The sequence below is a fragment of the Catalinimonas alkaloidigena genome, from assembly GCF_029504655.1.
Classification (GTDB): domain Bacteria; phylum Bacteroidota; class Bacteroidia; order Cytophagales; family Cyclobacteriaceae; genus Catalinimonas; species Catalinimonas alkaloidigena.
The window spans coordinates 2821544-2842125 of sequence record NZ_JAQFIL010000001.1 but is presented as its reverse complement, the minus strand read 5'-3'; the positions used below and the strand labels follow the sequence as shown (position 1 = coordinate 2842125).

17 protein-coding genes are annotated in these 20582 nt (G+C 39.4%); 10 read left to right on the top strand and 7 right to left on the bottom strand.

Annotation, left to right across the window (positions count from 1 at the left end):
• The first annotated feature begins 54 nt into the window (after nucleotides 1-54).
• Nucleotides 55-1656, top strand: coding sequence for a SulP family inorganic anion transporter (locus tag OKW21_RS11600; RefSeq protein WP_277479624.1), 1602 nt, complete (start codon nucleotides 55-57; stop codon nucleotides 1654-1656).
• A 56-nt stretch (nucleotides 1657-1712) separates the two neighbouring features.
• Here OKW21_RS11600 and OKW21_RS11595 read toward each other — a convergent pair whose 3' ends face one another.
• Nucleotides 1713-3023, bottom strand: coding sequence for an enolase C-terminal domain-like protein (locus OKW21_RS11595; protein WP_277479623.1), 1311 nt, complete (start codon nucleotides 3021-3023; stop codon nucleotides 1713-1715).
• 138 nt (nucleotides 3024-3161) lie between these two features.
• Here OKW21_RS11595 and OKW21_RS11590 point away from each other — a divergent pair, with 138 nt between their 5' ends.
• The 6 genes from OKW21_RS11590 to OKW21_RS11565 all read left to right on the top strand — a co-directional run bounded on the left by OKW21_RS11590 (nucleotide 3162) and on the right by OKW21_RS11565 (nucleotide 9160).
• Nucleotides 3162-3833, top strand: a complete 672-nt coding sequence (locus OKW21_RS11590) for an SGNH/GDSL hydrolase family protein (RefSeq protein WP_277479622.1) — start codon at nucleotides 3162-3164, stop codon at nucleotides 3831-3833.
• A gap of 440 nt (nucleotides 3834-4273) precedes the next feature.
• Complete coding sequence (locus OKW21_RS11585) at nucleotides 4274-4507, top strand: hypothetical protein (RefSeq protein WP_277479620.1); 234 nt, start codon at nucleotides 4274-4276, stop codon at nucleotides 4505-4507.
• A gap of 652 nt (nucleotides 4508-5159) precedes the next feature.
• Nucleotides 5160-5960 carry a sensor histidine kinase gene (locus OKW21_RS11580; RefSeq protein WP_277479619.1) on the top strand — a complete coding sequence of 267 codons (801 nt, stop codon included), beginning with the start codon at nucleotides 5160-5162 and terminating at the stop codon, nucleotides 5958-5960.
• Nucleotides 5944-6606 carry a response regulator gene (locus tag OKW21_RS11575; protein WP_277479618.1) on the top strand — a complete coding sequence of 221 codons (663 nt, stop codon included), beginning with the start codon at nucleotides 5944-5946 and terminating at the stop codon, nucleotides 6604-6606. Before OKW21_RS11580 ends, OKW21_RS11575 begins: the two co-directional genes overlap by 17 nt.
• A 267-nt stretch (nucleotides 6607-6873) precedes the next feature.
• On the top strand, nucleotides 6874-7869 hold the full coding sequence (locus OKW21_RS11570) for a sugar phosphate isomerase/epimerase family protein (protein WP_277479616.1): 996 nt from the start codon (nucleotides 6874-6876) through the stop codon (nucleotides 7867-7869).
• Between the two features lie 4 nt (nucleotides 7870-7873).
• Nucleotides 7874-9160, top strand: coding sequence for an Nramp family divalent metal transporter (locus tag OKW21_RS11565; RefSeq protein WP_277479615.1), 1287 nt, complete (start codon nucleotides 7874-7876; stop codon nucleotides 9158-9160).
• A 62-nt stretch (nucleotides 9161-9222) separates the two neighbouring features.
• Here OKW21_RS11565 and OKW21_RS11560 read toward each other — a convergent pair whose 3' ends face one another.
• A complete protein-coding gene (locus OKW21_RS11560) occupies nucleotides 9223-9708 on the bottom strand; it encodes a DUF6265 family protein (protein WP_277479613.1) in 486 nt (161 codons plus the stop codon).
• Between the two features lie 536 nt (nucleotides 9709-10244).
• On the opposite strand from OKW21_RS11560, the gene OKW21_RS11555 reads away from it, so the two are divergent.
• On the top strand, nucleotides 10245-10601 hold the full coding sequence (locus tag OKW21_RS11555; protein ID WP_277479612.1) for a SpoIIAA family protein: 357 nt from the start codon (nucleotides 10245-10247) through the stop codon (nucleotides 10599-10601).
• Between the two features lie 86 nt (nucleotides 10602-10687).
• The gene (locus OKW21_RS11550; protein ID WP_277479611.1) at nucleotides 10688-10936 is read left to right on the top strand and encodes a hypothetical protein; all 249 of its coding nucleotides are present in this window, start codon (nucleotides 10688-10690) and stop codon (nucleotides 10934-10936) included.
• A gap of 18 nt (nucleotides 10937-10954) precedes the next feature.
• Here the strand turns inward: OKW21_RS11550 and OKW21_RS11545 are convergent, their stop codons facing one another.
• Both OKW21_RS11545 and OKW21_RS11540 read right to left on the bottom strand, forming a co-directional pair.
• Nucleotides 10955-11818 carry a 3-keto-disaccharide hydrolase gene (locus OKW21_RS11545; protein WP_277479610.1) on the bottom strand — a complete coding sequence of 288 codons (864 nt, stop codon included), beginning with the start codon at nucleotides 11816-11818 and terminating at the stop codon, nucleotides 10955-10957.
• A gap of 586 nt (nucleotides 11819-12404) precedes the next feature.
• Nucleotides 12405-14453 carry an alginate lyase family protein gene (locus tag OKW21_RS11540; protein WP_277479609.1) on the bottom strand — a complete coding sequence of 683 codons (2049 nt, stop codon included), beginning with the start codon at nucleotides 14451-14453 and terminating at the stop codon, nucleotides 12405-12407.
• A 304-nt stretch (nucleotides 14454-14757) separates the two neighbouring features.
• On the opposite strand from OKW21_RS11540, the gene OKW21_RS11535 reads away from it, so the two are divergent.
• Nucleotides 14758-18192 (top strand): HEAT repeat domain-containing protein, encoded by a 3435-nt coding sequence (locus OKW21_RS11535; protein ID WP_277479608.1) that lies wholly within the window; start codon nucleotides 14758-14760, stop codon nucleotides 18190-18192.
• Between the two features lie 176 nt (nucleotides 18193-18368).
• Here OKW21_RS11535 and OKW21_RS11530 read toward each other — a convergent pair whose 3' ends face one another.
• The 3 genes from OKW21_RS11530 to OKW21_RS11520 form a co-directional block, all read right to left on the bottom strand.
• On the bottom strand, nucleotides 18369-19040 hold the full coding sequence (locus OKW21_RS11530; RefSeq protein WP_277479607.1) for a Crp/Fnr family transcriptional regulator: 672 nt from the start codon (nucleotides 19038-19040) through the stop codon (nucleotides 18369-18371).
• Nucleotides 19041-19077: 37 nt separating this feature from the next.
• Nucleotides 19078-19899 carry a hypothetical protein gene (locus OKW21_RS11525; RefSeq protein WP_277479606.1) on the bottom strand — a complete coding sequence of 274 codons (822 nt, stop codon included), beginning with the start codon at nucleotides 19897-19899 and terminating at the stop codon, nucleotides 19078-19080.
• A gap of 85 nt (nucleotides 19900-19984) precedes the next feature.
• Nucleotides 19985-20434, bottom strand: coding sequence for a DM13 domain-containing protein (locus OKW21_RS11520; RefSeq protein WP_277479605.1), 450 nt, complete (start codon nucleotides 20432-20434; stop codon nucleotides 19985-19987).
• Nucleotides 20435-20582: the final 148 nt, after the last annotated feature.

The following is a 20582-nucleotide window of genomic DNA, read 5'->3' as shown; positions in this document are numbered from 1 at the left end:
ATAGATTGGATGACGTATCAATCATCATGTCATAATTAGTAATTAAGTAATCACATGAATTCAACTGAAAGAAATTTTAATCCATTTAAAAACTTTAATAAAGACATTCCGGCAAGTATCGTGGTGTTTTTAGTTGCAATGCCTCTCTGTCTGGGTATTGCATTAGCTTCAGGAGCACCACTATTCTCAGGACTGATCGCGGGAATTGTCGGAGGTATAGTAGTTGGGTCGTTAAGTGGATCACCCTTAGGTGTAAGTGGGCCTGCTGCTGGACTAGCAGTTATTGTATTAACAGCAATTGAGGATTTAGGCTCTTTTGAGGTATTCCTGGTGGCGGTAGTAATTGCAGGTGTTATTCAAATCTTAATGGGCTTTGCCCGGGGTGGAATTATTGCTTACTATTTTCCGTCTTCAGTTATTATGGGTATGCTGGCAGCAATTGGTATTATCATTTTCTTTAAGCAAATCCCCCATGCTTTTGGATATGATGCTGATTATGAAGGAGATTTGGCTTTTCAACAACCAGATGGTGAAAATACCTTTTCAGAACTGATTAACATGCTCAATTATATATCTCCCGGAGCAATTATTATTACAGTGGTTTCTCTGGCCATTCTACTGTTATGGGAAATGAGCTTTATGAAGAAACAAAGGATCTTTCAGCTTTTGCCCGGACCGCTAGTCGCAGTAATTGTCGGTGTATCGCTTAATATATTTTTTGAATCATTTCCATCCTTAAGACTTACTACTGAGCAAGTCGTAAATGTACCTTTAGCAGAAAGCTTTAGCGGATTTATTGGAAATTTTTCGTTCCCTGATTTTAATGCGCTTACGAATCCTCAAATATATATAACAGCTGTCGTAATTGCTGTTGTAGCTAGTCTAGAGACACTACTGTGTGTGGAAGCTACTGACAAACTGGATACTTATAAAAGAGTAACTCCCACCAATCGTGAGTTGAAAGCCCAAGGAGTTGGAAACATTGTTTCAGGTCTTATAGGTGGCTTACCAATCACACAGGTGATTGTTCGTAGTTCTGCCAACATTCAATCGGGTGGAAAGACCAAAGCTTCCTCAGTATTACATGGCTTCTTTCTACTGGGTAGTATAATACTGATTCCCAATTTATTGAACCTGATCCCACTGGCTACACTTGCTGCCATTTTATTTGTTGTAGGTTATAAATTAGCAAAGCCTTCTTTATTTAAGAAAATGTCAAAACAAGGCAGAGGTCAGTTTATTCCTTTCATAGTTACTATCGTCGCAATTGTATTTACTGATTTACTGATAGGTCTATGTATTGGATTGGTGGTGTCAATATTGTTCATCATCTACAATAACTTCCGTATCCCTTATATCATGAAGACCATGAATAAGGATAATAAACCGGTGATCAAAATTGAGCTTGCACAGGAAGTGACTTTCTTAAACAAAGCAAGCATCCTACAATACCTGGCAAAAATCCCTAATGATTCTATTGTAGAAATAGATGCGACCAAAACGCACTATATGCATTATGACGTCTATGAAATCATAGAAGATTTTAAAATCAATGCCGTGGAGAGAAATATTGACCTTACCGTACACGGACTTTATGCCCCTAAAGCTGAGAAAATCCCTGCACAGCTTATGGCAAATGCTGAAAAAAGAGGCTAATTAGTTTATCACGCTCAATATATAATCCCTCATCATTCAGCCGATGAGGGATTTTTTTATTTCATATTTAGCGTCAACATATTTTCATAATGAGGCATAGGTTGAAAGATCCCTCCGCTCTTGTCGTAAAAATCATCATTTAACTGAAATACACCTTGCTTTCTTTCATTCCAAGAAGCATCAGCATAAGGCTGGGCTTCAAACATTTGCTGCCAATTAATATAATTCATATCTCCATTGGTCTCCATCATACCCATTTTCTCCAAGCCAGGGAAAGGAGGAAGATGTGCCGCTAAATTTTTATGCCAATTGACCAGTATAGGATTTACCGTAAGGTCAGCACATAAACAGGGAACATTCCTTTCATGGGCCAGTTTGGCCATTTTTAAAGATTGACTAAGTGTCTTGGCTATACCTTTCAAAACAAAAGCAGAGTAACCTTGATCTAATTTTTTAATCGCATCACTTTCATCATGAATACTCTCGTCTGCAGCAATTCTAAGCCCTAAATCAGCAACATTCACTTCATTAGATTCATGAAATGGTTCTTCGTAAACTAGAATCTGATCCAGGGCACCTAACTTTTTGGCATGATCTACAAAGCGCTCAATACTTTCTTTTTTGCGGTAACGCCCATTTGCATCCAAGGTGTAAATAAGTTTACCATCCGGGGTTTGTTCAGTGCGTTTGTTTTTTAGCAATTCATGAATTTCGGTAAAGCGTTGAATATCTTTTTCCAGCATTTCGGCTTCATCACCCGCTTGACCGGTTTTTATCTTGATTACGAAATAACCAGTATCCACTGCTTCTTCAACTTCGTTAAGAGGCATTCCATATGGCACCTGGTACATGATGGCAATTCTATCGTTTTTTACGGCCAAAGCATCACGATATTCAGAGGGGATCATTGAAGTAAAATTATGAATATTATGCTCAGAAGCGTATGCAAGCCAGGCCGCATTATCTACACTAACTAATGCATTATAAAGGAAGTTCTTATTAAGGTTCTTCTTTTTTGTAAGCTCACGCCCCTCTTCCATAAGCGTTGGAATAATTTTGTCCTGCAATGCAACAGGATCGCCAAAGGGTGTACGTTTGGTAAGCTGGAGGGCTTTTTCTGTAAGAATATACATCAGCGAATTGCCACTTGACTCTGAATGTGAGGCAAATAAGTCTGCATCTCCATAAAGCACACTCTGGGTAGCCAGTCCATAACTTTTAGATCCTGATGAACTTTCCAAACCGACTATCGTTTGCCAAAGTTCGGTCAAATAGCCCCCTTTAAAACCAAAAGGACGAGTCAGTTTTTCTCGTTCAAAATTAGAGTCTGTATCCTGTATTTTTATTTCTTTAGGTTGATGGTTCATTTTAGCAGGTAGAATGAGTAAATAGAAAATTTTGATGTTTGTGCTTTACCTTCAAAAGGTGTATGTTCAAAAATAATAATATGCTCAAGTAAAACTAACAAAGGCGATATGTTATTCTAATTTCAAATCATTATGAACATGTTAAACAAGCTAATCTATTCCCTTTCAATTTTTTTGACAATCACTTTTATCAATATACATGCCTATGCACAGGCAGAGGGACCTGAAAGATGGGAGTCTGCTATTCAAAAGTTTGAAATGCAGGACGATAAGACTGAGATAGAACCGGGAACTATTCTCTTTGTGGGTAGTTCTTCAATAGCCAAATGGCAAAACGTAAACGAATACTTTCCTTCTAAAAAAGTACTTAACCGAGGTTTTGGAGGATCAGACTTTCAAGACCTTTTGTATTATACAGATCGTATTATTTATCCTTACCAACCATCAAAAATATTTATCTACGAAGGAGATAATGATTTAGCGAAAGGAGAGAAACCAAAAAAAATACTGAAAAGAGCAAAAAAACTCAGAAAAGAAATCAGAAAAAATCTGGGAGATACTCCTGTCATTTTTATATCCCCAAAACCAAGCGTAGCACGTTGGAACCTAAAGGCGCAGTATGAGGAATTGAATGCTATGCTTAAAGCATATGCGGAAAGTCAGGAAAACACAGAGTATGCAGATGTCTGGAATCCGGCATTAGATGATAGCGGCAAAGTGATGGATGACATTTTTATAGAGGACAACCTACATATGAATGAGAAGGGGTATGAAATCTGGCATCAGGTTTTGAAACCTTATGTTGACTAAAAAATTAAAGGTCACCAAACAGCAAGCCCCTGCACTTACTAAAGGTGACCTTTATCTCATTTGAGGGAATTTTATCACCTCTGAGATACAATTAAATTCACTTTAACATAAATATTAAACTACTAGCCAGCTATATTTTTTTGCTGTTTCACTAATACCTTCACCGGTCTGTTAAATGCTTAATGTACCTAAATTTCTACTTTTCAAACGGTTTAATCAAGGGCAAAAAAGACCTAAAAATTAGGGTAAAATCCCCAATATTAGCTAATGGTTTTACCCTATTTTATGAGAAAAAATCCGTTTCTGAAATTCAATCAACTTATTATTTATTGTGTGCCAGATAGTTACCCTTCACTAAAGAATGCATGTACTTCTGATCAGTTTTATATTCCATTTTTTTAATCTTAATTACTACAAATTCTACTCAAACTACTCTAATCATGGCTGATCATTCAGAGTATATATTTTCTTTAGAAGACATCAGAGACTTAGTGAATGCTCTACAGGTTCAGGGAAATGATCATTCTGTTTCAATTACACTTGGTTTTACCCATACTCCCGGTGAAGAGAAAGTATTTAGTGCAAAGGTAAAAGCAACTATAATTGACAGCACCGGACAACAAGTTGGCAATATTTTTAAGTTAGGGTGTCCACGTCCTCCCGGATGCCCCTGATCAAGTGCATTTGTAGTAAGTAATCAAGTATGAATATTAGTGAGATTTTCATTTACCTTGATACTATCTCTCCTATAGTCCTTCTTTTATTTATTCTTTTTATGAAAAGTGAGACCTGGGGAAGAGATTATATTTTATGGTATATACTGGTTCAGGCAGTACTCAATTCTGTTGCTATCGTTTATGATCAGTTCCTAATCAGAAATAATCTTTTTTTGTATGACCTCAACTGTATTTTATCTTTTGTGATCATATCCTTATTTTTCCATTCACTGTTTATTTCAAGAAAATTAAAGTTCATCACACGGCTTAACCTGATATTCTTTATTGTTTTTTTTCTGACAAACTTGTACTGGGGAGACGGATTAAATACCTTTAATAGTATGACTTATGGGGTGTCGAGTTTTATCATTGTAGTATACTGTTTCATGTACTACCTGAAAAAACTAAAAAATCCGGCTGCTTCAAATATCTCTAAATCAAGATTTTTTTGGTATGTAACCGGAATTTTTACATATTACTCTGGAAGCTTTTTTATCTTTATCACTTATAGTTATTTAACAGTTCAAAAAATAGAAGGAGTATACCTACTTTGGCAAATACATAATTTTATTTTCCTCCTTATGTGTATTTATTTATTTATTGGATTTTTATGCAAGCCATTGCCGGAGAATTACAAATTGTAATTGCTGCAACACTTTTTTTATTGCTCGTTACTTCCTTTGTTATTGCTTTTATATTTATTCATCAGATTCAACATCATAAGTATGTGCGAGAGAGAGAAGAAATAAAAAACAACTACAAACAGGAAATTCTCAAGGCTCAACTAGAAGTGAAAGAGCATACGATGAATTCGCTCTCCCAGGAAATTCATGACAATATAGGCCAGATTTTATCCCTTGCCAAGCTAAACTTAAGTACGCTCAAACAACATGAGATCAACGAAGTCCAGTTTGAGGATAAACTAAAGACGACCAAAGAACTGATCAGTAAGTCTATTCAAGATCTAAGAGAACTTTCCAAGCGTCTTAATTCAGAATTTATCATAAAACAAAGTCTACCCCAGGCTATAGAACGAGAACTCGAGTATATCAACAAAACCGGTCTTTATGAGACTGACATCACAACAGAAGGTCAAGCTCAAGCTTTAGATGATCAGAAAAAACTGATACTTTTCAGAATTTCGCAGGAGATTTTGAATAATATTATCAAACATGCCTTTGCTAAAAAAATTCTGGTGCGCTTTCATTATATGGTTAATAATATTTCACTATTTTTTCAGGATGATGGCATCGGTTTCAACTTTGATATCGCCAGGGAAAACGTAGGCACCGGGCTGGGAAATATTATTCATAGAGCCAGGCTCATAGGGGCGGATATTAAGTTTACTGCCCCACCCTCACAACAAGGAACATTAATCATTATAACATTACCTTATGAATCCAGCGAGTGATAAAATTTCAGTAGCTCTTGTAGATGATCATACGCTTTTTCGTAAAGGTGTTGTGGAGTTGATCAATGGGTTTTCAGGTTATTATGTTTGCTATGAAGCTGACAATGGGAAACAACTCATCGAGAAAGTACAGCAGATACAAGTGCCTGATATTGTGCTGCTTGATATCAGTATGCCAGTCATGGATGGATACGAAACTGCTGAATGGTTAAAAAACAACTACGCTGATATAAAAATACTCGCCTTATCAATGAATGATGATGAAATATCCATCATCAATATGCTCAGATCCGGAGCGATAGGCTATGTCTTAAAAGACGCAGAACCTAAAGAACTTTATGCAGCTTTTGAGCAGATTTCAAAAGAAGGCTTCTATCATTCTGCATTTGTAAGCCAAGTATTAATCAATAATATCCATAATGAATCCCGGTTAGAAAAAAACAGCGTTCATCTCAACGAAAGAGAAATAGAGTTTATGCAACACATCGCTACTGAGCTAACCTACCGTGAAATTGCCGATATCATGTGTCTATCGCCCCGAACCATAGATGGTTACAGGGAATCATTATTTGAAAAGTTACAAGTCAAAAACAGAATTGGCCTGGTCATATATGCCATTAAAAACGGCATCATCAGTATTAAATAGCGCTTAAGCCTATGCGTTTCTATCATGTGTTACTCCATTTTATAGAAATTCAAGAAATACCTTTTGATGAATAATGCATCTCCACTTCCGCCCATCAGGCCTGAAAAATTTCTTCTTCACAAAGAAAAAATAGCCACTTAGCTAAAAAAACCAAATAAATACTGGGAATGTATCCGTCATAAGAAATCATAATTCTGCCTGATCATGTGAATTTATGATGTGTTCAGGGGAATTTAGGACAAACTGATGTATATTTCTTTTTTAACTATGAAACAACCTATGAACTACCAAGCTAAACACAACAAACTTTACTTAATTAATGCTATCTCTTTAAGTCTTGTCCTATCAGTATTTGCTTGTCAATCGGGGAGCAGATCCACGGAAGAAATCAGTGAGACCGATCAAAAGATGCAGTTTACTGAGCTCCAAAATTTAAAACTAGGGTTTACAACTCAGAATTTTTTGCAGGTAATGCCAGTAAATGTGGAGAACACAAAAACACTGATTGATTACGCAGCAAATGAAGGCTACGCTTGGATAGAACTAAGAGATCCCGAAGCGGATCTCAGTCTTGAAGAAGCACAGGAATTATCTGATTATGCCCGCCAAAAAGAAATAGAAGTAAGCTATGCGATCCAAAAAGGAATTCTGGATGATGACTTCTGGCCAACCTTTAATAAAGGAGTAAAAAATGCTGCTGTATTCCAAGGGCCTGGAACGTTTCGTTCACTGGGTAGCTTCGCTGAATTCACTGCCGATCCTGATAAACAGGGCTGGACAGAAGATGAACTCAATCAGTTGGTTTTGTATGCAGATAGAGCTGCCAATATCGCTAAAGAAAACAATTTACAATATGTCATTGAAAATGCATCTGAAGCTTTCTTTGGTGAAGATACCGCATATTTTGGCATTGCTGATCTCTTTGACCGTACCAATGCATATGTTGGATGGCAATTTGATACAGCCAATCCTTTTAGTGTTTCTCGTGTACACCCGCCCGCAGATAGCGTTCTCAAGTTCTTGGAAGCACATGCCGATAATTTGTTTTATATCCATTTAAAATCTGCCCAAGCCGGACAGGCGCAAACTACACTGATGGAAAATCCTCTTAGCTTCACTGAAGTATTCCAGGTGATGTCATCCCACAAAGTACCATATGTAGCCATTGAGCTACAGGCAGTAGATAATAAGGAGCAAGCCTTTAAAAATATGCAAATGAGTGTTGATTATCTGAGCAATCAGGGCTTCATCACTAATCCTTAAGGCTATGTCAACCGAAAAAACCATTTCAGAGCGTAAGCCCTCGCTTATTCAGAAAATCTGGCTTGGCATGCTGAGTATAGGGCCTGGAATATTTTGTATAGGTTATACTGTTGGTACCGGTAGCGTTACCTCTATGGCAAAGGCTGGTAGTCAGTTTGGTATGCAACTCGTATGGGTACTCTTGCTTAGCTGTGTGTTTTCCTGGATACTTATGGAGGCATATGGACGTTTTGCTGTAGTTACCGGCCTGACTTCAATTTATAGCTTCAAAACCAAGCTCAAAGCAGGTAAACTCATTGCCATGTTGGTTGTCATTGGTATTGTGGTTGCTCAGTGGAATTCTCTGTCTGGTATATTAGGGTTGAGCGCAAATGCCATTTATGAAACCATTCATATTTTTTATCCAGACTTACCGGAACAGAATTATTGGGTAGTGTTAGGCATCGCCATCGTAATTATCCTCGTCATGTACTCCTTATTATGGGTTGGTAAATATTCTTTCTTTGAGAAAGTACTAATTATCTTTGTCACCCTGATGGGGCTGTCTTTCTTGATTTCACTGTTTGTAGTCTTTCCCCAACCTACGGATATCGTAAAAGGCTTAGTACCTAGTGTTCCAGAGGTTAGCGGAGGTAAACTGCTTGTGGCAGCCTTTGTCGGTACTACGATGGCTGCGCCTACATTTGTGGTCCGTCCGCTGCTTATGAAAGGTAAAGGCTGGACAGGAGAACATACAAAGGAACAGTCAAAAGATGCACTTACTTCAGCCATACTCATGTTTATCATCAACATGGCAATCATGGCAGCAGCTACAGGAGCCATGTATTATGAGGGTAAGACCATTGAAAAAGTGCTGGACATGGTTAATACATTAGAACCGGTAGCCGGGAGATTTGCAGTGGTGATATTTATGGTTGGAGCCTTAAGTGCTGGTCTTTCTTCTATCTTTCCCATTCTGATGGTCGCCCCTCTTTTAATAGCTGATTATCGTGATGGTGAGTTAGATACTGCTTCTAGCAGGTTCAGGGTTCTGACTGGTATAGCTTGCCTTCTAGGGCTTACTGTTCCCATTCTTGGTGCTAATCCCATTGCTGCACAAATTGTGACACAGGTAGCAGGAGTATTTGTATTGCCGCTTGTGATAGCCTGTATCTTGATTCTTATCAATCGTAAGGAGCTTATGGGCGAACATAAAGCAGGTATCGGACTCAATATCGGATTGTTTACTGCATTGATATTCGCCTGCATCATCTCTTACACTGGTATTTTAGCGCTAGGCGAACTCATATAAATTCAGAATAAGAGGCTCTGTTATTTTGATTTGAGCCTCTAATTCCTTCCAAATGAATATTTTTACTTCATTTCAGTGAATACCCAGAAATCTTCAAATTTCCACTCCCCATTCACTGGCTTACCGATGGCTATCGCAAATTTATTACCGGGGCGTTTTTCATACAATACTCTTATATCATTACCCTGTTTTTCAAAAACCGCTCTTCCTTTACTACTTTCCAAAAAAGTATAATGATCATAATTGTCCTTGGCTTCCAAACCGATTAAGCCAGGTTTAAAATGTTTCACTTTTACTTCAAGACCGCTATCAGTCATTTCTATGGCGAACATTTCATAGAGTGTAGCTTTATCTTCTTTGATCATACGCACAACCCCTACCATATTATCTCCTTCAGCTTCAGTCCAGAACGCTTCAATCGTACTTCCGTCTTTATTGGTTTGCCAGTGGCCTGCGATAAATTCTATATCCGTTAAGTTACCAGAATTTTGGGCAAAAATTTTGGTCGTTGAAAAAACCATTAGACACAAAAGGATAATTTTTCTCATGTAGTATAGTCAGTAAACTGTTGAAATTAAACAAGTGCCAAACATATAAAAAATTTTAAGTCCATTACCAGCAAAAGGATTAAAATAGATGCACTCCTACAAAATAAAACGTCATTCAATGCGTAAATTAACAAAAACAAAAGTCAAGAAAGCGCTTCAATATTGATTAGGTAATGATTGAATATGTATTGTTAAGGTTGGGCTTACATGACCCTGATGAAGTCGTGTTGCCAAAATTTCAGTTATTTTGCAGTTCTACACTATAAGCGATTATTAATTGGGATTTGTGTTTTTTTGATATTCATTCCAATAAGAAAAAGTAGAGGATAACGATAATTCTTCTGTAAAATAAAGCGTAGTCAAGGGTTTTATTTTATAATAAAGGATAGCAGTTTACGGACTAACAATAAAAATTACTCATAAAAATGACATATATCATTCTTTTTTTAAAAAAATTTAAATAATTATAGTACATTAACTTAAATTTAATAAACTATTTTTTAAACTGTATCACCTGTAGATTAAACCCTTAAAATATGCTTGAATCTATCAAGTCTCAAAAAGACAATGTTGTAGGTTTTCGCCTCGATGAAAATTTCAGTGAAGGTGACGTCATTCCGATGCTTCCCGATATGAAAGAAAAACTCAAGGCCTGCAAAAAGCTTAATTTGTTTGTTGAGCATGTCGAGATGAATGATTTTACCGTTGATACTTTATTTGATTTCTTAGAAGTAAATCTCGGAACTTTAGACGACTTTAGTAAGGTAGCAGTAGTTACATCTAAAGATTGGCTGGAAGAGGCTGCTAAGCTAGCTGACCATTCAAAAGAAATTAATCTCAAAGTATTTCATTTTTCAGAAAAGTATAAGGCTTTGGACTGGATAGAAAATTAGTCTGAACTGAAAAACGGATTACCTGTTTTATCGTTAAATATTAACGTTAAAACAGGTTTTTTTTACTGATGAGATAAACGGAAATAATGATGAAATTTGAAGCCTACCTAGAGGACTCCATAAGTCAAAAAAGATTCGTAAACCTTCAGTATTTTACTGACATTCATGAGTTTATGAGCATTTCGTGCATTATCACTGGCATGATAAACAAAGAAAGTGTTACCTACTTATCCACCAATACCGGAGAAGAAGTCCTACTTGATAAAGTTATTAAAATAGATGAATTCTATGCTCCCTCTTATGCTCATATTGACGATTTCACCTGTGATTGCTGATGCTCCAAACAGTTACAATTACTGACACTCCTCAGGAGCATTTTTCACATAATATGATTTAAAATTTGGAGACTGAGGATGCATACAACCCTCCAGATTGAGCAGTTCAATATTCCTGAAGTCAATGGGCTGACCTTCGCTTTGTAATGCGATATATCCTTCTTTCAAAAGCTTTCCATCTTGCTTGTATTCATCTCTGAAGCCCTTAACGACTTCCCCTCCTATTTGCGGTTTTGAATACCGTAAAACAGTGTCACCATTGATTAAATGAGTAATCAAAGAATCTCCAAGAACGATTAGTTCTGCTTTTACCCACTGATCGCCTTCATAAGTTTCAGAAGAGGAATTGATACAATGTCTTGGATCCATTTCTCCCTGAAAAATAACTTCTGTTCCCGGGGAACACATATTGCCAGTCGGTCGTGGGTTTCCATCACCTAAGCCGCCCAGGAATTGCATCTCTACAGATATTGGCCAGTTTTGTTCTTTTGGCATGGTTCTCGGGTCTTGGGAATGAAACATTACTCCACTGTTTCTAAGGGTATATTCTGGGGCTCCGGGATGTAATTCACCCACAAAACGGTACTCTAAGCGAAGTTTATAGTATGAATATGGCTGATGATAGTACAGGTGGCCAAACTGATCATTGAAATCTCCTTCATATTCATCATACCTTACTTTCAGGATACCCTCTTCCACGCTAAAAGTATTCGCATAATTTTCATCCACCTCATGATGATGTATTTTCACTGTCCAATCATCAATATCCTTACCATTGAAAAGTGGAATCCATTCCTCTTTATCCGCCTTTTCCAGATCAACACTTTTATCTTTTTGCTGCTGCTGATTACAACCCCAGCTTAATATTAAAATTAGCAGCATTGAAACTTTAAATACTCTACTTTTTGCGGTAAAAGCGTGAAGTCTGTAATCAGTTTGCATTTTTAGATTGATATTTTTCGGTTGCAGTATTAAAAGCAACAATTTCTTTATTGCCATTCGTAAATACAATACGAGAATTCCTAAAAAGAAAGCTCAACATGCAATCTGAATGGAAATTAGCCAAAAAAAAGGCAAGCTATTTAGCTCGCCTTCATGGTAGTGCTGTAGGGGAAGGGCTCGAACCTCCAAGGAGCGGTTGGTGCTAATTTGACTCAGCATTTATCCCGTACTCTCCACCCTCGAGACAGGAGGGCATGTTTGCCTATTTCATCACCCTACATTTTGACTTTGATAACAATTAACTGATTTATTTGCGCCAAACATATTAAAATGGATTAAAACATAAAAATAATTTAGAAATAATATGCTTTTGTTGTAACTGGCAATCCAACAGTAATAGTATTTTTCTAATCTTATTTACCTACATACTGCATTGGAGTATCAGGAAGTATCCTTATTCTAATACGGAACAAAATTTATTTCCTTGGATTGATTGATCAGTTTATTGGTCAATTACTTGTTGTACCTACTGCTTCAACAAATTCGCCTCTTCACTATTCAGGTATGGAACCGTTAACTGCCATTTTTTTCCTTCCAGACTCACTTCCAGTATTACTTCATTTTCCCCCTCAGATATGATTTTAGTTTTAACATTTGGCACTTCACCCGCTGAGGGTAATAGTAGCCATGCCATTGTACTACTTTCATTAATGTTAGTACTATAGATACTTGTTGTATTGGGACTAAAAATATTATACTCCGGACTATACCATCCCTGAATTTCAGGCTCTTCCTGACCACTTACAAAGCGGATATCAAATGCCTGCTCACCAATCGGAATGACCCCAAGATTGCCAACGGAGTTAATCGTTTTAACCATTGAGTTATCCTGAACGACTTTAGAATCGGGATGCCAATGCCACATGACATCAACCTTTCTGGGCCGGTCAGTAATTACTTTGTCCACAACGATCCAAAATTCATTTCTAACATAAAATACTGATCTTATGTGGTTTATGTCGCCATCAATACCGCTAAAGCTATCAAAAGAACTGGAAGCATAGTCAAAATCATCGGAGATCTTGAAATACTTTTCCTTGACTGGTTCTTGTGCATGCGTCGGACCAGGCTCTTGCCCCCTACCATCAATCAATAAAATGTTATGTCCTGCAGTACCTTTCGCATATGGCCTGAATTTTTCAGCGACTTCTCCGGTATAAGCAAATCTTCCGGCATCAACCAGAAGGTCTTTTCCATAGGCAGAAACTGAAATATGTAACTTATCATTGTGCTGATGACCACTACCCCAGGGTCCCATGTCAAAAAATGACCAATGCGCATCGGCCTCGTACCCGCTTCTGGAAATTAACTGTCCTGCCCAGGGATAAAAGTATGAAGGACCATCTTTCGGTTCTTTCCCTGATTCTCCATTGGTAATGATATATTCCCAATCAAGATGCTGAAACTTCTCAGCACCTCTAAGAATGATTTCACGATCACTGCCTTTGTCTCCATCATTGTTCAAAATCCGTAACCCGCTGGGACGTACTGCATGCGCTATGTAACTGTACATAGCTTCAATGGTCTGGTTGAAAAAAGGAGGTAATTTTTTGTTTGCCTTTTTACAAATATCCTGAAAGAGCTCAAAATTATGCAGGGATACATTATGATAGTGTGAGGTCAGTTCTGTTTGTACACCGTCAGGATATACCTGATCTTTCATACTCTCAACCATCTGATCAATAGCATAATCCATCCACTCATCTGATTTCTTATATTCAGGAAAATATGCGGCAACTGTAGCCAGCGCAGAGATTTCCATAGTCAGCCAGTTATTTCCAGCATGAAAGTTTTTATTATAATGCGCATGATCAGGCAAGCTACTTAAGATCAATAAATGAGTGGCGGGAGACAGGTACTCGTTGTTTATCGTACTATAAAAAACTTGTGTCCATACTTTGGCTCTTGCGGCAACTTCCAGCCCCCTCCAGACTGAAGTACTACTTTTTTCTGCGGGATAAGGTCTGCTTTTGATGATAAAATCTCTGAGAAACGTATCAATATATGCAGCGTATTTCGGGTTTCCTGTTTCAAAATAGGTATCGAGAACATTTCTGATCTGACTGTGGCGGTTGGATAGCCAGGCCCATTCCCTATCGTTATTTGGTCCCTTATAATACCAGTCCCTGTGACCATCATCTCCGTATGGCACCTCCCCTCTTACATTTTGAATGATAAAGACATTCTTTAAAATTGTATCTGCCTCAGCAATACTTTTATTTGTTAGCTCAGGCTGCCTTCTTCTGTAATCCTGAGCAGAAGTATTGTTCCTGTAATAATCAAGCAAATAATTACCTGCCTCTACAAGTTTATCATTTTCTTTCGCCTTTTTTACTTTTTCCAGCCCCGGATAATCAAGATCAAGATGGCTCAACAAACGATCAATGGTCTCCGGATAGGTTTCATGCAGGTCTTTGATTGTAACTATTTCTTTCCAGCTCTTTTGGGCAAATACATTCAGGGAAGCAAAAACAAAAAAGATCAATAGAACAAACACTCTGGTAACGATACTCATGGTTTCAGTTTAATTAAAGTAGCTTTAGGTCTAAGTATTGAAAATTCAATTCAAAAGATAACAATTTTATTGAAAGTGCAGCTTTCGGAATGGACTCGCTTACTATTCAATACAAGAAACTATGTTCAACTTACTGAATATTATTTTCAGTCAGCCTAGAATCTTAATCCTGACAAAAGCTTTAAAACTTTGGGAAATGAGCATTTTAAGCTTTAATATTCTGACTTGATAAAGCATAGAACGCTCTGATTACTAAACCGTTAAATGATCGGTATTCAACAAATTTAACTTTACGACAATCTAAATGAAAAAAGTATTTATCCCTCCTCAATCACGGTTTCTGTTTAGCTTATTTACTTCCGGGTTTCTTTTTCTGCTCATCCTAGGCGGCTGCAATAAGGAAGAGCCAACAGATTTGAGAATCAAAGAAATGAACGCTCAGGAAGTTTCTCAAATGGCCAGTAAAATTGAATCTCTGGTAAGCCCCGAACTTTCGGAAGGACTAACTTTAAAATTGTGGGCGGTTGATTCTCTGGTTGCTGATCCTATTTCCATTGATGTAGATGATCAGGGACGCCTGTTCTACGCCCGTACTAACCGTCAAGAAAATTCTGAATTTGACATTCGCGGACATCAGGATTGGGAGATTGAATCTATTTCCTTGCAAACCGTTGAAGATAAGAGGGCATTTCTACACAAGACCCTTTCTCCAGAAAACAGCGATAAAAATGAGTGGTTGGCTGACCTGAATGGTGATGGTTCACATGATTGGAAAGACATGACCATTGAAAAAGAAAATATCTTCAGGCTGGAAGACAAGGATGGTGATGGACTGGCTGATTTTTCACAACTGATGATTGAGGATTTTCATGATGAAGTCACCGATGTGGCGGGTGCCGTAATGGCTTATGAAGATGATATATATGTAGGAGTTGGTCCTGATATGTGGAGGGTGATGGATAAAAATGGAGATGGTATTGCCGACGAAAAAACTTCTATTTCACATGGTTACGGTATCCATATTGGTTTTGGCGCACATGGTATGTCAGGCCTGGAAATGGGCCCTGACGGAAGAATTTACTGGGGTATCGGTGATATCGGATTTAATGGAGTGGGCCCTGACGGCAAAGAATGGAAGTATCCTAACCGGGGCGTGATTGTGAGAGCCAATCCTGATGGCTCCGATTTTGAAGTCTTTGCCATGGGCGTTCGTAATACGCATGAGTTTGTTTTTGACGAATATGGAAACCTGATTAGCCAGGATAACGATGGCGACCATCCGGGAGAAAGCGAAAGACTGGTTTACATTGTGAACGGTTCAGATACCGGATGGCGCATTAACTGGCAGTTTGGTAAATATCGTGATCCGGATAACAATGAATACAAAGTCTGGATGGATGAGGAATTATATAAACCTCGTTTTGAAGGTCAGGCAGCCTACATCACCCCTACCATCAAAAATTTTGTGAATGGACCTACGGGTATGGTTTACAATCCTGGTACAGCTCTCAGTCCTAAATGGAAAAATACTTTCTTTGTTGCGGAATTTGTGGGCAATCCAGCCCGTTCCGGGATTCATGCCTTTAAACTCAAGGCTAAAGGCGCAACTTTTGAACTGGCTGAGACCGAAAAGATTCTGGGTAATGTGCTGGCTACCGGGCTGGACTTCGGTCCTGATGGCAGCATGTATGTGGCCGACTGGATTGACGGCTGGGGTACCAAAGACTATGGCAGAGTCTGGAAGCTGGATGCTCCCGGGGGTGACAACTGGGAGGAGCGTAAACAAACCGCTGAGATCCTCCCTCAGGACTTTTCCCAGTTTCCTCTGGATCAACTCAGCCAGCTCCTGAAAAACCCTGACCAGCGTGTTCGCCAGAAAGCCCAGTTTGAGCTGGCCAGGCGGGGTGAGCAGGGCGCTGCCACCTTTGAGGAAAACATCGCTCAAACCGATAACCAACTCGCCCGCGTGCATGCCATCTGGGGGCTGGCACAAATCGCGCGCATGCAGGACCTCAGCTTTGCGCAACCCCTTGTTCCGCTGCTGCAGGACAAGGACCCCGAGATCAGAGCTCAGGCCGCCCGCTGGCTGGGGGATATCCGTTACCAGGAAGCCGGGGATGAGCTTATCGCTCTGCTGGATGATGATTTTGCCCGTGCCCGTTTCTTCGCTGCCGAAGCCCTGGGAAGAATCGCCTACACTGAGGCGGTACAGCCGCTGATCAGCTTGCTGGAAGCCAATGCCGATGAAGATGCCTACATCCGCCATGCCGCCAGTTTAGCACTCGCCAGAATCAATAATGTAGAAGCAATCGTTGAGCTACATGATTACCCTTCCCGTGCTGTCAGAATGGGCGCTGTGCTGGCACTCAGAAGAATGGGTGATGCGGGGATCACCAACTTCTTAGAGGATGAAGATGAACTCATCGTCACCGAAGCGGCCCGCGCTATCAATGATGACTTTTCTATTGAAGCAGCCCTGCCCGCATTGGGCGATGTGCTGCAAAAAGATAGGTTTACCCATGAGGCGCTGATCAGAAGAGCCATCAACGCCAACCTCAGGGTAGGTACTGATGAGGCCATGCAGAACCTGATTGACTATGCTTTGAGCGCCTCTGCCCCTGCTGAGATGAGGGCAGAAGCCATAGCCACCCTGAGTACCTGGGCCAGGCCCTCGGTGCTGGACAGGGTGACTGGCCGATACAGAGGAGAGATGCAAAGAGATGCTTCTGAGCTAAAAATGAAAGCCGGGGATGCCCTGATCAGTCTGACAGCAAATCAGGAAAACTCTATCCGATTAAGTGCTACCCAGGCCATAGGTAAGCTCAAGGTTGAAACAGGGACTACCCGCCTGATGGCAGTCCTGCAAAATGATGCTGACCCTGAGGTCAGAGTAGCAGCCCTCAGGGCGCTGGCCAACATGAACACTGAGCAGATGGATCAGGCCATAGAAGAGGCCCTTACCGACAATGAAAAAATGGTCAGAATTGCAGGCCTGGACCTGATGAAGCAGATGGACATTTCGAATAATTTAAAAGTAGTATTGCTTTCCGAAGTCATTGATAAAAGGACGGTGGAAGAAAAACAGGCTGCGCTTTTAACTTTAGGAAGCTTACCTGTAAGTGAAACTCAGGCTACTTTTGAGCAATTACTTAAACAATTAGAAAATGGAAACTTACACCCGGGAGTACAATTAGAATTGGCGGAAGCCATAGACAGTACTCATTCCGAAGCATTGAAGATGAGGTTTGAGGAGATTCAATCATCTATGTCGCCAAATGAACAATTAGCATCATACCAGGCAGCATTATATGGAGGAGACCCTGACCGTGGTAGCAGATTACTTTACCGACATCCTACAGCGCAATGTCTACGCTGTCATGCCTATGGAGATTATGGGGGCAGTGCTGGTCCCCGCTTAAATGGTGTAGGTGAAAGGCTCAGCCGTGAACAGTTACTGGAGGCTTTGATTGATCCGAGTGCTCGCCTGGCCCCCGGCTTTGGCGTAGTAACGCTTGAAATGGAAGGTGGAGCAACGGTTAGTGGTATCTACCAGGGGGAGACAGACCATGAAATTACGTTGAAAATTGGTAATCAGCCTGATACTACCATCATAAAAGATCAGATTGTGAAGCGAAATAATGCTGCCTCAAGCATGCCTGATATGAAAAACTTTCTTAGCAAAAAGGAAATACGTGATCTGGTAAGCTTACTGGCTACGCTCAAAAATGATCATATGTAAATGAAAGAAAAGAGGGAATATTAATTTAACATATTCCCTCTTTTTTACTATTGAAACATTCTTATAAGCAATAAACAAAAGAAAACTAAAGGAGGTAAACATAAATATCAAGATACTTATGGTAGTAAAAAATTTGAGAAACAAACCATATGCACGGAGTAGAATTGCACTTATGTTCAGTTCATACACTTATTCACGAGCTTCATCAATTCTTCATAACGGTAAATCCTGAATTCCCCCCGGCGGTAGCTCAGATAGCCTTGCCTTTGAAGTTCTCTTAATGACACAGTGACAGTTTGCCTGCTGGTATGTATGACTCTGCTAATGTCTTCATGGGTGAAATGATGGGGAATAAATGTTACCCTTTGATGGCGATATCCATACAAATCCGCCAGATAAAGGACAAAACGTATAATTCTCTCATGAACGTCACAATATGCTAACATTTTAAATTGCTCTTCCATCGTTCTCAGATGTTCGCCCATTAATTTAAATACTTCAAAACTGCTACTGAGATCGGACTGAAAAAGTGATTTGATTTCCCACTCAGCATACGCTATAAGTTTTACTTCTGAGTATGCCTGTGCAAAAGGCCTACCCTGCTGCGCCTGCAATGAAAAATTTCCGACAACCGCGCCTTCCTGAACCAGGCAGAACGTAACTTCTTTACCGGTTTCAGTATATGTTCCTAACCTTAGCAAACCTTCCTGCAGATAATATATTTTTTGAGAAGAGGCACTATCCAGGTAGATAAAATCATATTTATTAAATGCTTGCAGCTTCCCCTGCATTGCGGAAATTACTTCCGGTATGTGTATATGGTCTTGATATAGATCTTGGCTTAACATATGGATAAGAATTACTTGTTGATGGATAGAGCTACTTCTATAGCTGTCCCTGGAAAAATACGCTGATACCTAAGGTTGGAGATTCGTACACATTCACCCTGTCTACTAAAAAGTCAGCGTTGTTATAATATTGCAACCCAATCCCCCATGCTTTATTCAGCTCATAAGATAAGTTTAGTCCGTATTGGGTAAAAGCAGTACCATCTCCTCTTACAAAAGACACCACACCTTTGGGCTCACCTATTGTATTTTGTACACCCAGTGAAAGCTGGAACCAGATTTTTTGAAAAAACTGGTATCCGAACTGAGCATTCGCTACCCATTGGTCATTAAACTTCTGGCCTTCAAATGAAGTCCTTTTATTAAAGCCTGCCGAAAGGTTTATATAAGCTGGTAAAGGATCAAGTGAGCCTGAGATAGCTATACCTGACCAAAAATTCCATTCACCATCTCCGGTAGGCAAATTTATACTTCCTAATCCGTCTTCATTTTCAGCAAAGCGATTCGGCCTGGCAATTGGCGCTTCCATAGCAAAACTTATGGCAATAGGAAGCACCTCTTGTAAGAAGCCATACTTTGCATCTACTCTCAAATCACCTATTCCCCAAATGGTTTCTGTAGATGAAAACCCATGTGCCCTCACGAATGGCCAATTGGCGATAATGCTTAATCGCTCTGTAATGCCATACTCAGCGTAGAAATTCAAATGATGCTGAGCAAAATCAGTAGTAGTAAGCTGCTCTCCTTCTAAATTATGGTAGCGGTCAGATTGAAAAGAAGAAACGCTCAATTGAGTGAATGTCTCTCCTTTATTTCTAACCCAACCGCTTTGTGCAGTCGCCTCTTCTGCAATTAACAAACTGCATAAAATAAGCCAAACAAGCAGTAAGACAGCTGATGAAAACATAGTCCGTATCTTAGGATCCAGACCATGTCGCTTAGGCTTACTGAAGAGGTGCATAACCAAAAGGTATTGAAGCTGAAGCACACCATAGGATGACATGCGTAAACTTACTTTCAGCCACAGGCGATATTTTATAATAGGACTCTCCGTTCATACTGACATTACCCACTAACCTTAAATCAGGATTGCCCTGCGCAGGATCAGCCATAAACTCTTCACTGGTAGAAAGAAAAATGGTTACCGTACCTGTACCCAAGTTGGTTTGAAAATCCGGTCCGAAATATAAAAATTGCTCACCGTCTTCATCAGTACCCAGTTCAGCCATACCCATCGTGCCAGTACCATTCTGCTCTACAAATGTGCCAGCACGTTGCGACATAAAGTCACCAGTAGGTTCACTACTGTCAATGGTTACAGTTTCTGTGCTGTTGTCCTCACAGGCAAAAAGAAAAAAGAAAGGGAGTGTTGCGAATAAAATAATCTTTTTCATGACGTTTATGATTTTGTTTGGTTTACCTAAAGTAGGCGCCAATTGTCACGAAAAGATCACATAAGTTTTAACAAAATATAAACATTGAATAGCAGCTAGTAGCGCAGAAAGCAGAGGGCGAATTTCATTTTTTGACCACAGAATCTTA

Coding starts and splice junctions, on each gene's coding strand:
- OKW21_RS11600 (WP_277479624.1), top strand. CDS start 55: ATGAATTCAACTGAAAGAAATTTTAATCCATTTAAAAACTTTAATAAA.
- OKW21_RS11595 (WP_277479623.1), bottom strand. CDS start 3,023: ATGAACCATCAACCTAAAGAAATAAAAATACAGGATACAGACTCTAAT.
- OKW21_RS11590 (WP_277479622.1), top strand. CDS start 3,162: ATGTTAAACAAGCTAATCTATTCCCTTTCAATTTTTTTGACAATCACT.
- OKW21_RS11585 (WP_277479620.1), top strand. CDS start 4,274: ATGGCTGATCATTCAGAGTATATATTTTCTTTAGAAGACATCAGAGAC.
- OKW21_RS11580 (WP_277479619.1), top strand. CDS start 5,160: ATGCAAGCCATTGCCGGAGAATTACAAATTGTAATTGCTGCAACACTT.
- OKW21_RS11575 (WP_277479618.1), top strand. CDS start 5,944: ATGAATCCAGCGAGTGATAAAATTTCAGTAGCTCTTGTAGATGATCAT.
- OKW21_RS11570 (WP_277479616.1), top strand. CDS start 6,874: ATGAAACAACCTATGAACTACCAAGCTAAACACAACAAACTTTACTTA.
- OKW21_RS11565 (WP_277479615.1), top strand. CDS start 7,874: ATGTCAACCGAAAAAACCATTTCAGAGCGTAAGCCCTCGCTTATTCAG.
- OKW21_RS11560 (WP_277479613.1), bottom strand. CDS start 9,708: ATGAGAAAAATTATCCTTTTGTGTCTAATGGTTTTTTCAACGACCAAA.
- OKW21_RS11555 (WP_277479612.1), top strand. CDS start 10,245: ATGCTTGAATCTATCAAGTCTCAAAAAGACAATGTTGTAGGTTTTCGC.
- OKW21_RS11550 (WP_277479611.1), top strand. CDS start 10,688: ATGATGAAATTTGAAGCCTACCTAGAGGACTCCATAAGTCAAAAAAGA.
- OKW21_RS11545 (WP_277479610.1), bottom strand. CDS start 11,818: ATGCTGCTAATTTTAATATTAAGCTGGGGTTGTAATCAGCAGCAGCAA.
- OKW21_RS11540 (WP_277479609.1), bottom strand. CDS start 14,453: ATGAGTATCGTTACCAGAGTGTTTGTTCTATTGATCTTTTTTGTTTTT.
- OKW21_RS11535 (WP_277479608.1), top strand. CDS start 14,758: ATGAAAAAAGTATTTATCCCTCCTCAATCACGGTTTCTGTTTAGCTTA.
- OKW21_RS11530 (WP_277479607.1), bottom strand. CDS start 19,040: ATGTTAAGCCAAGATCTATATCAAGACCATATACACATACCGGAAGTA.
- OKW21_RS11520 (WP_277479605.1), bottom strand. CDS start 20,434: ATGAAAAAGATTATTTTATTCGCAACACTCCCTTTCTTTTTTCTTTTT.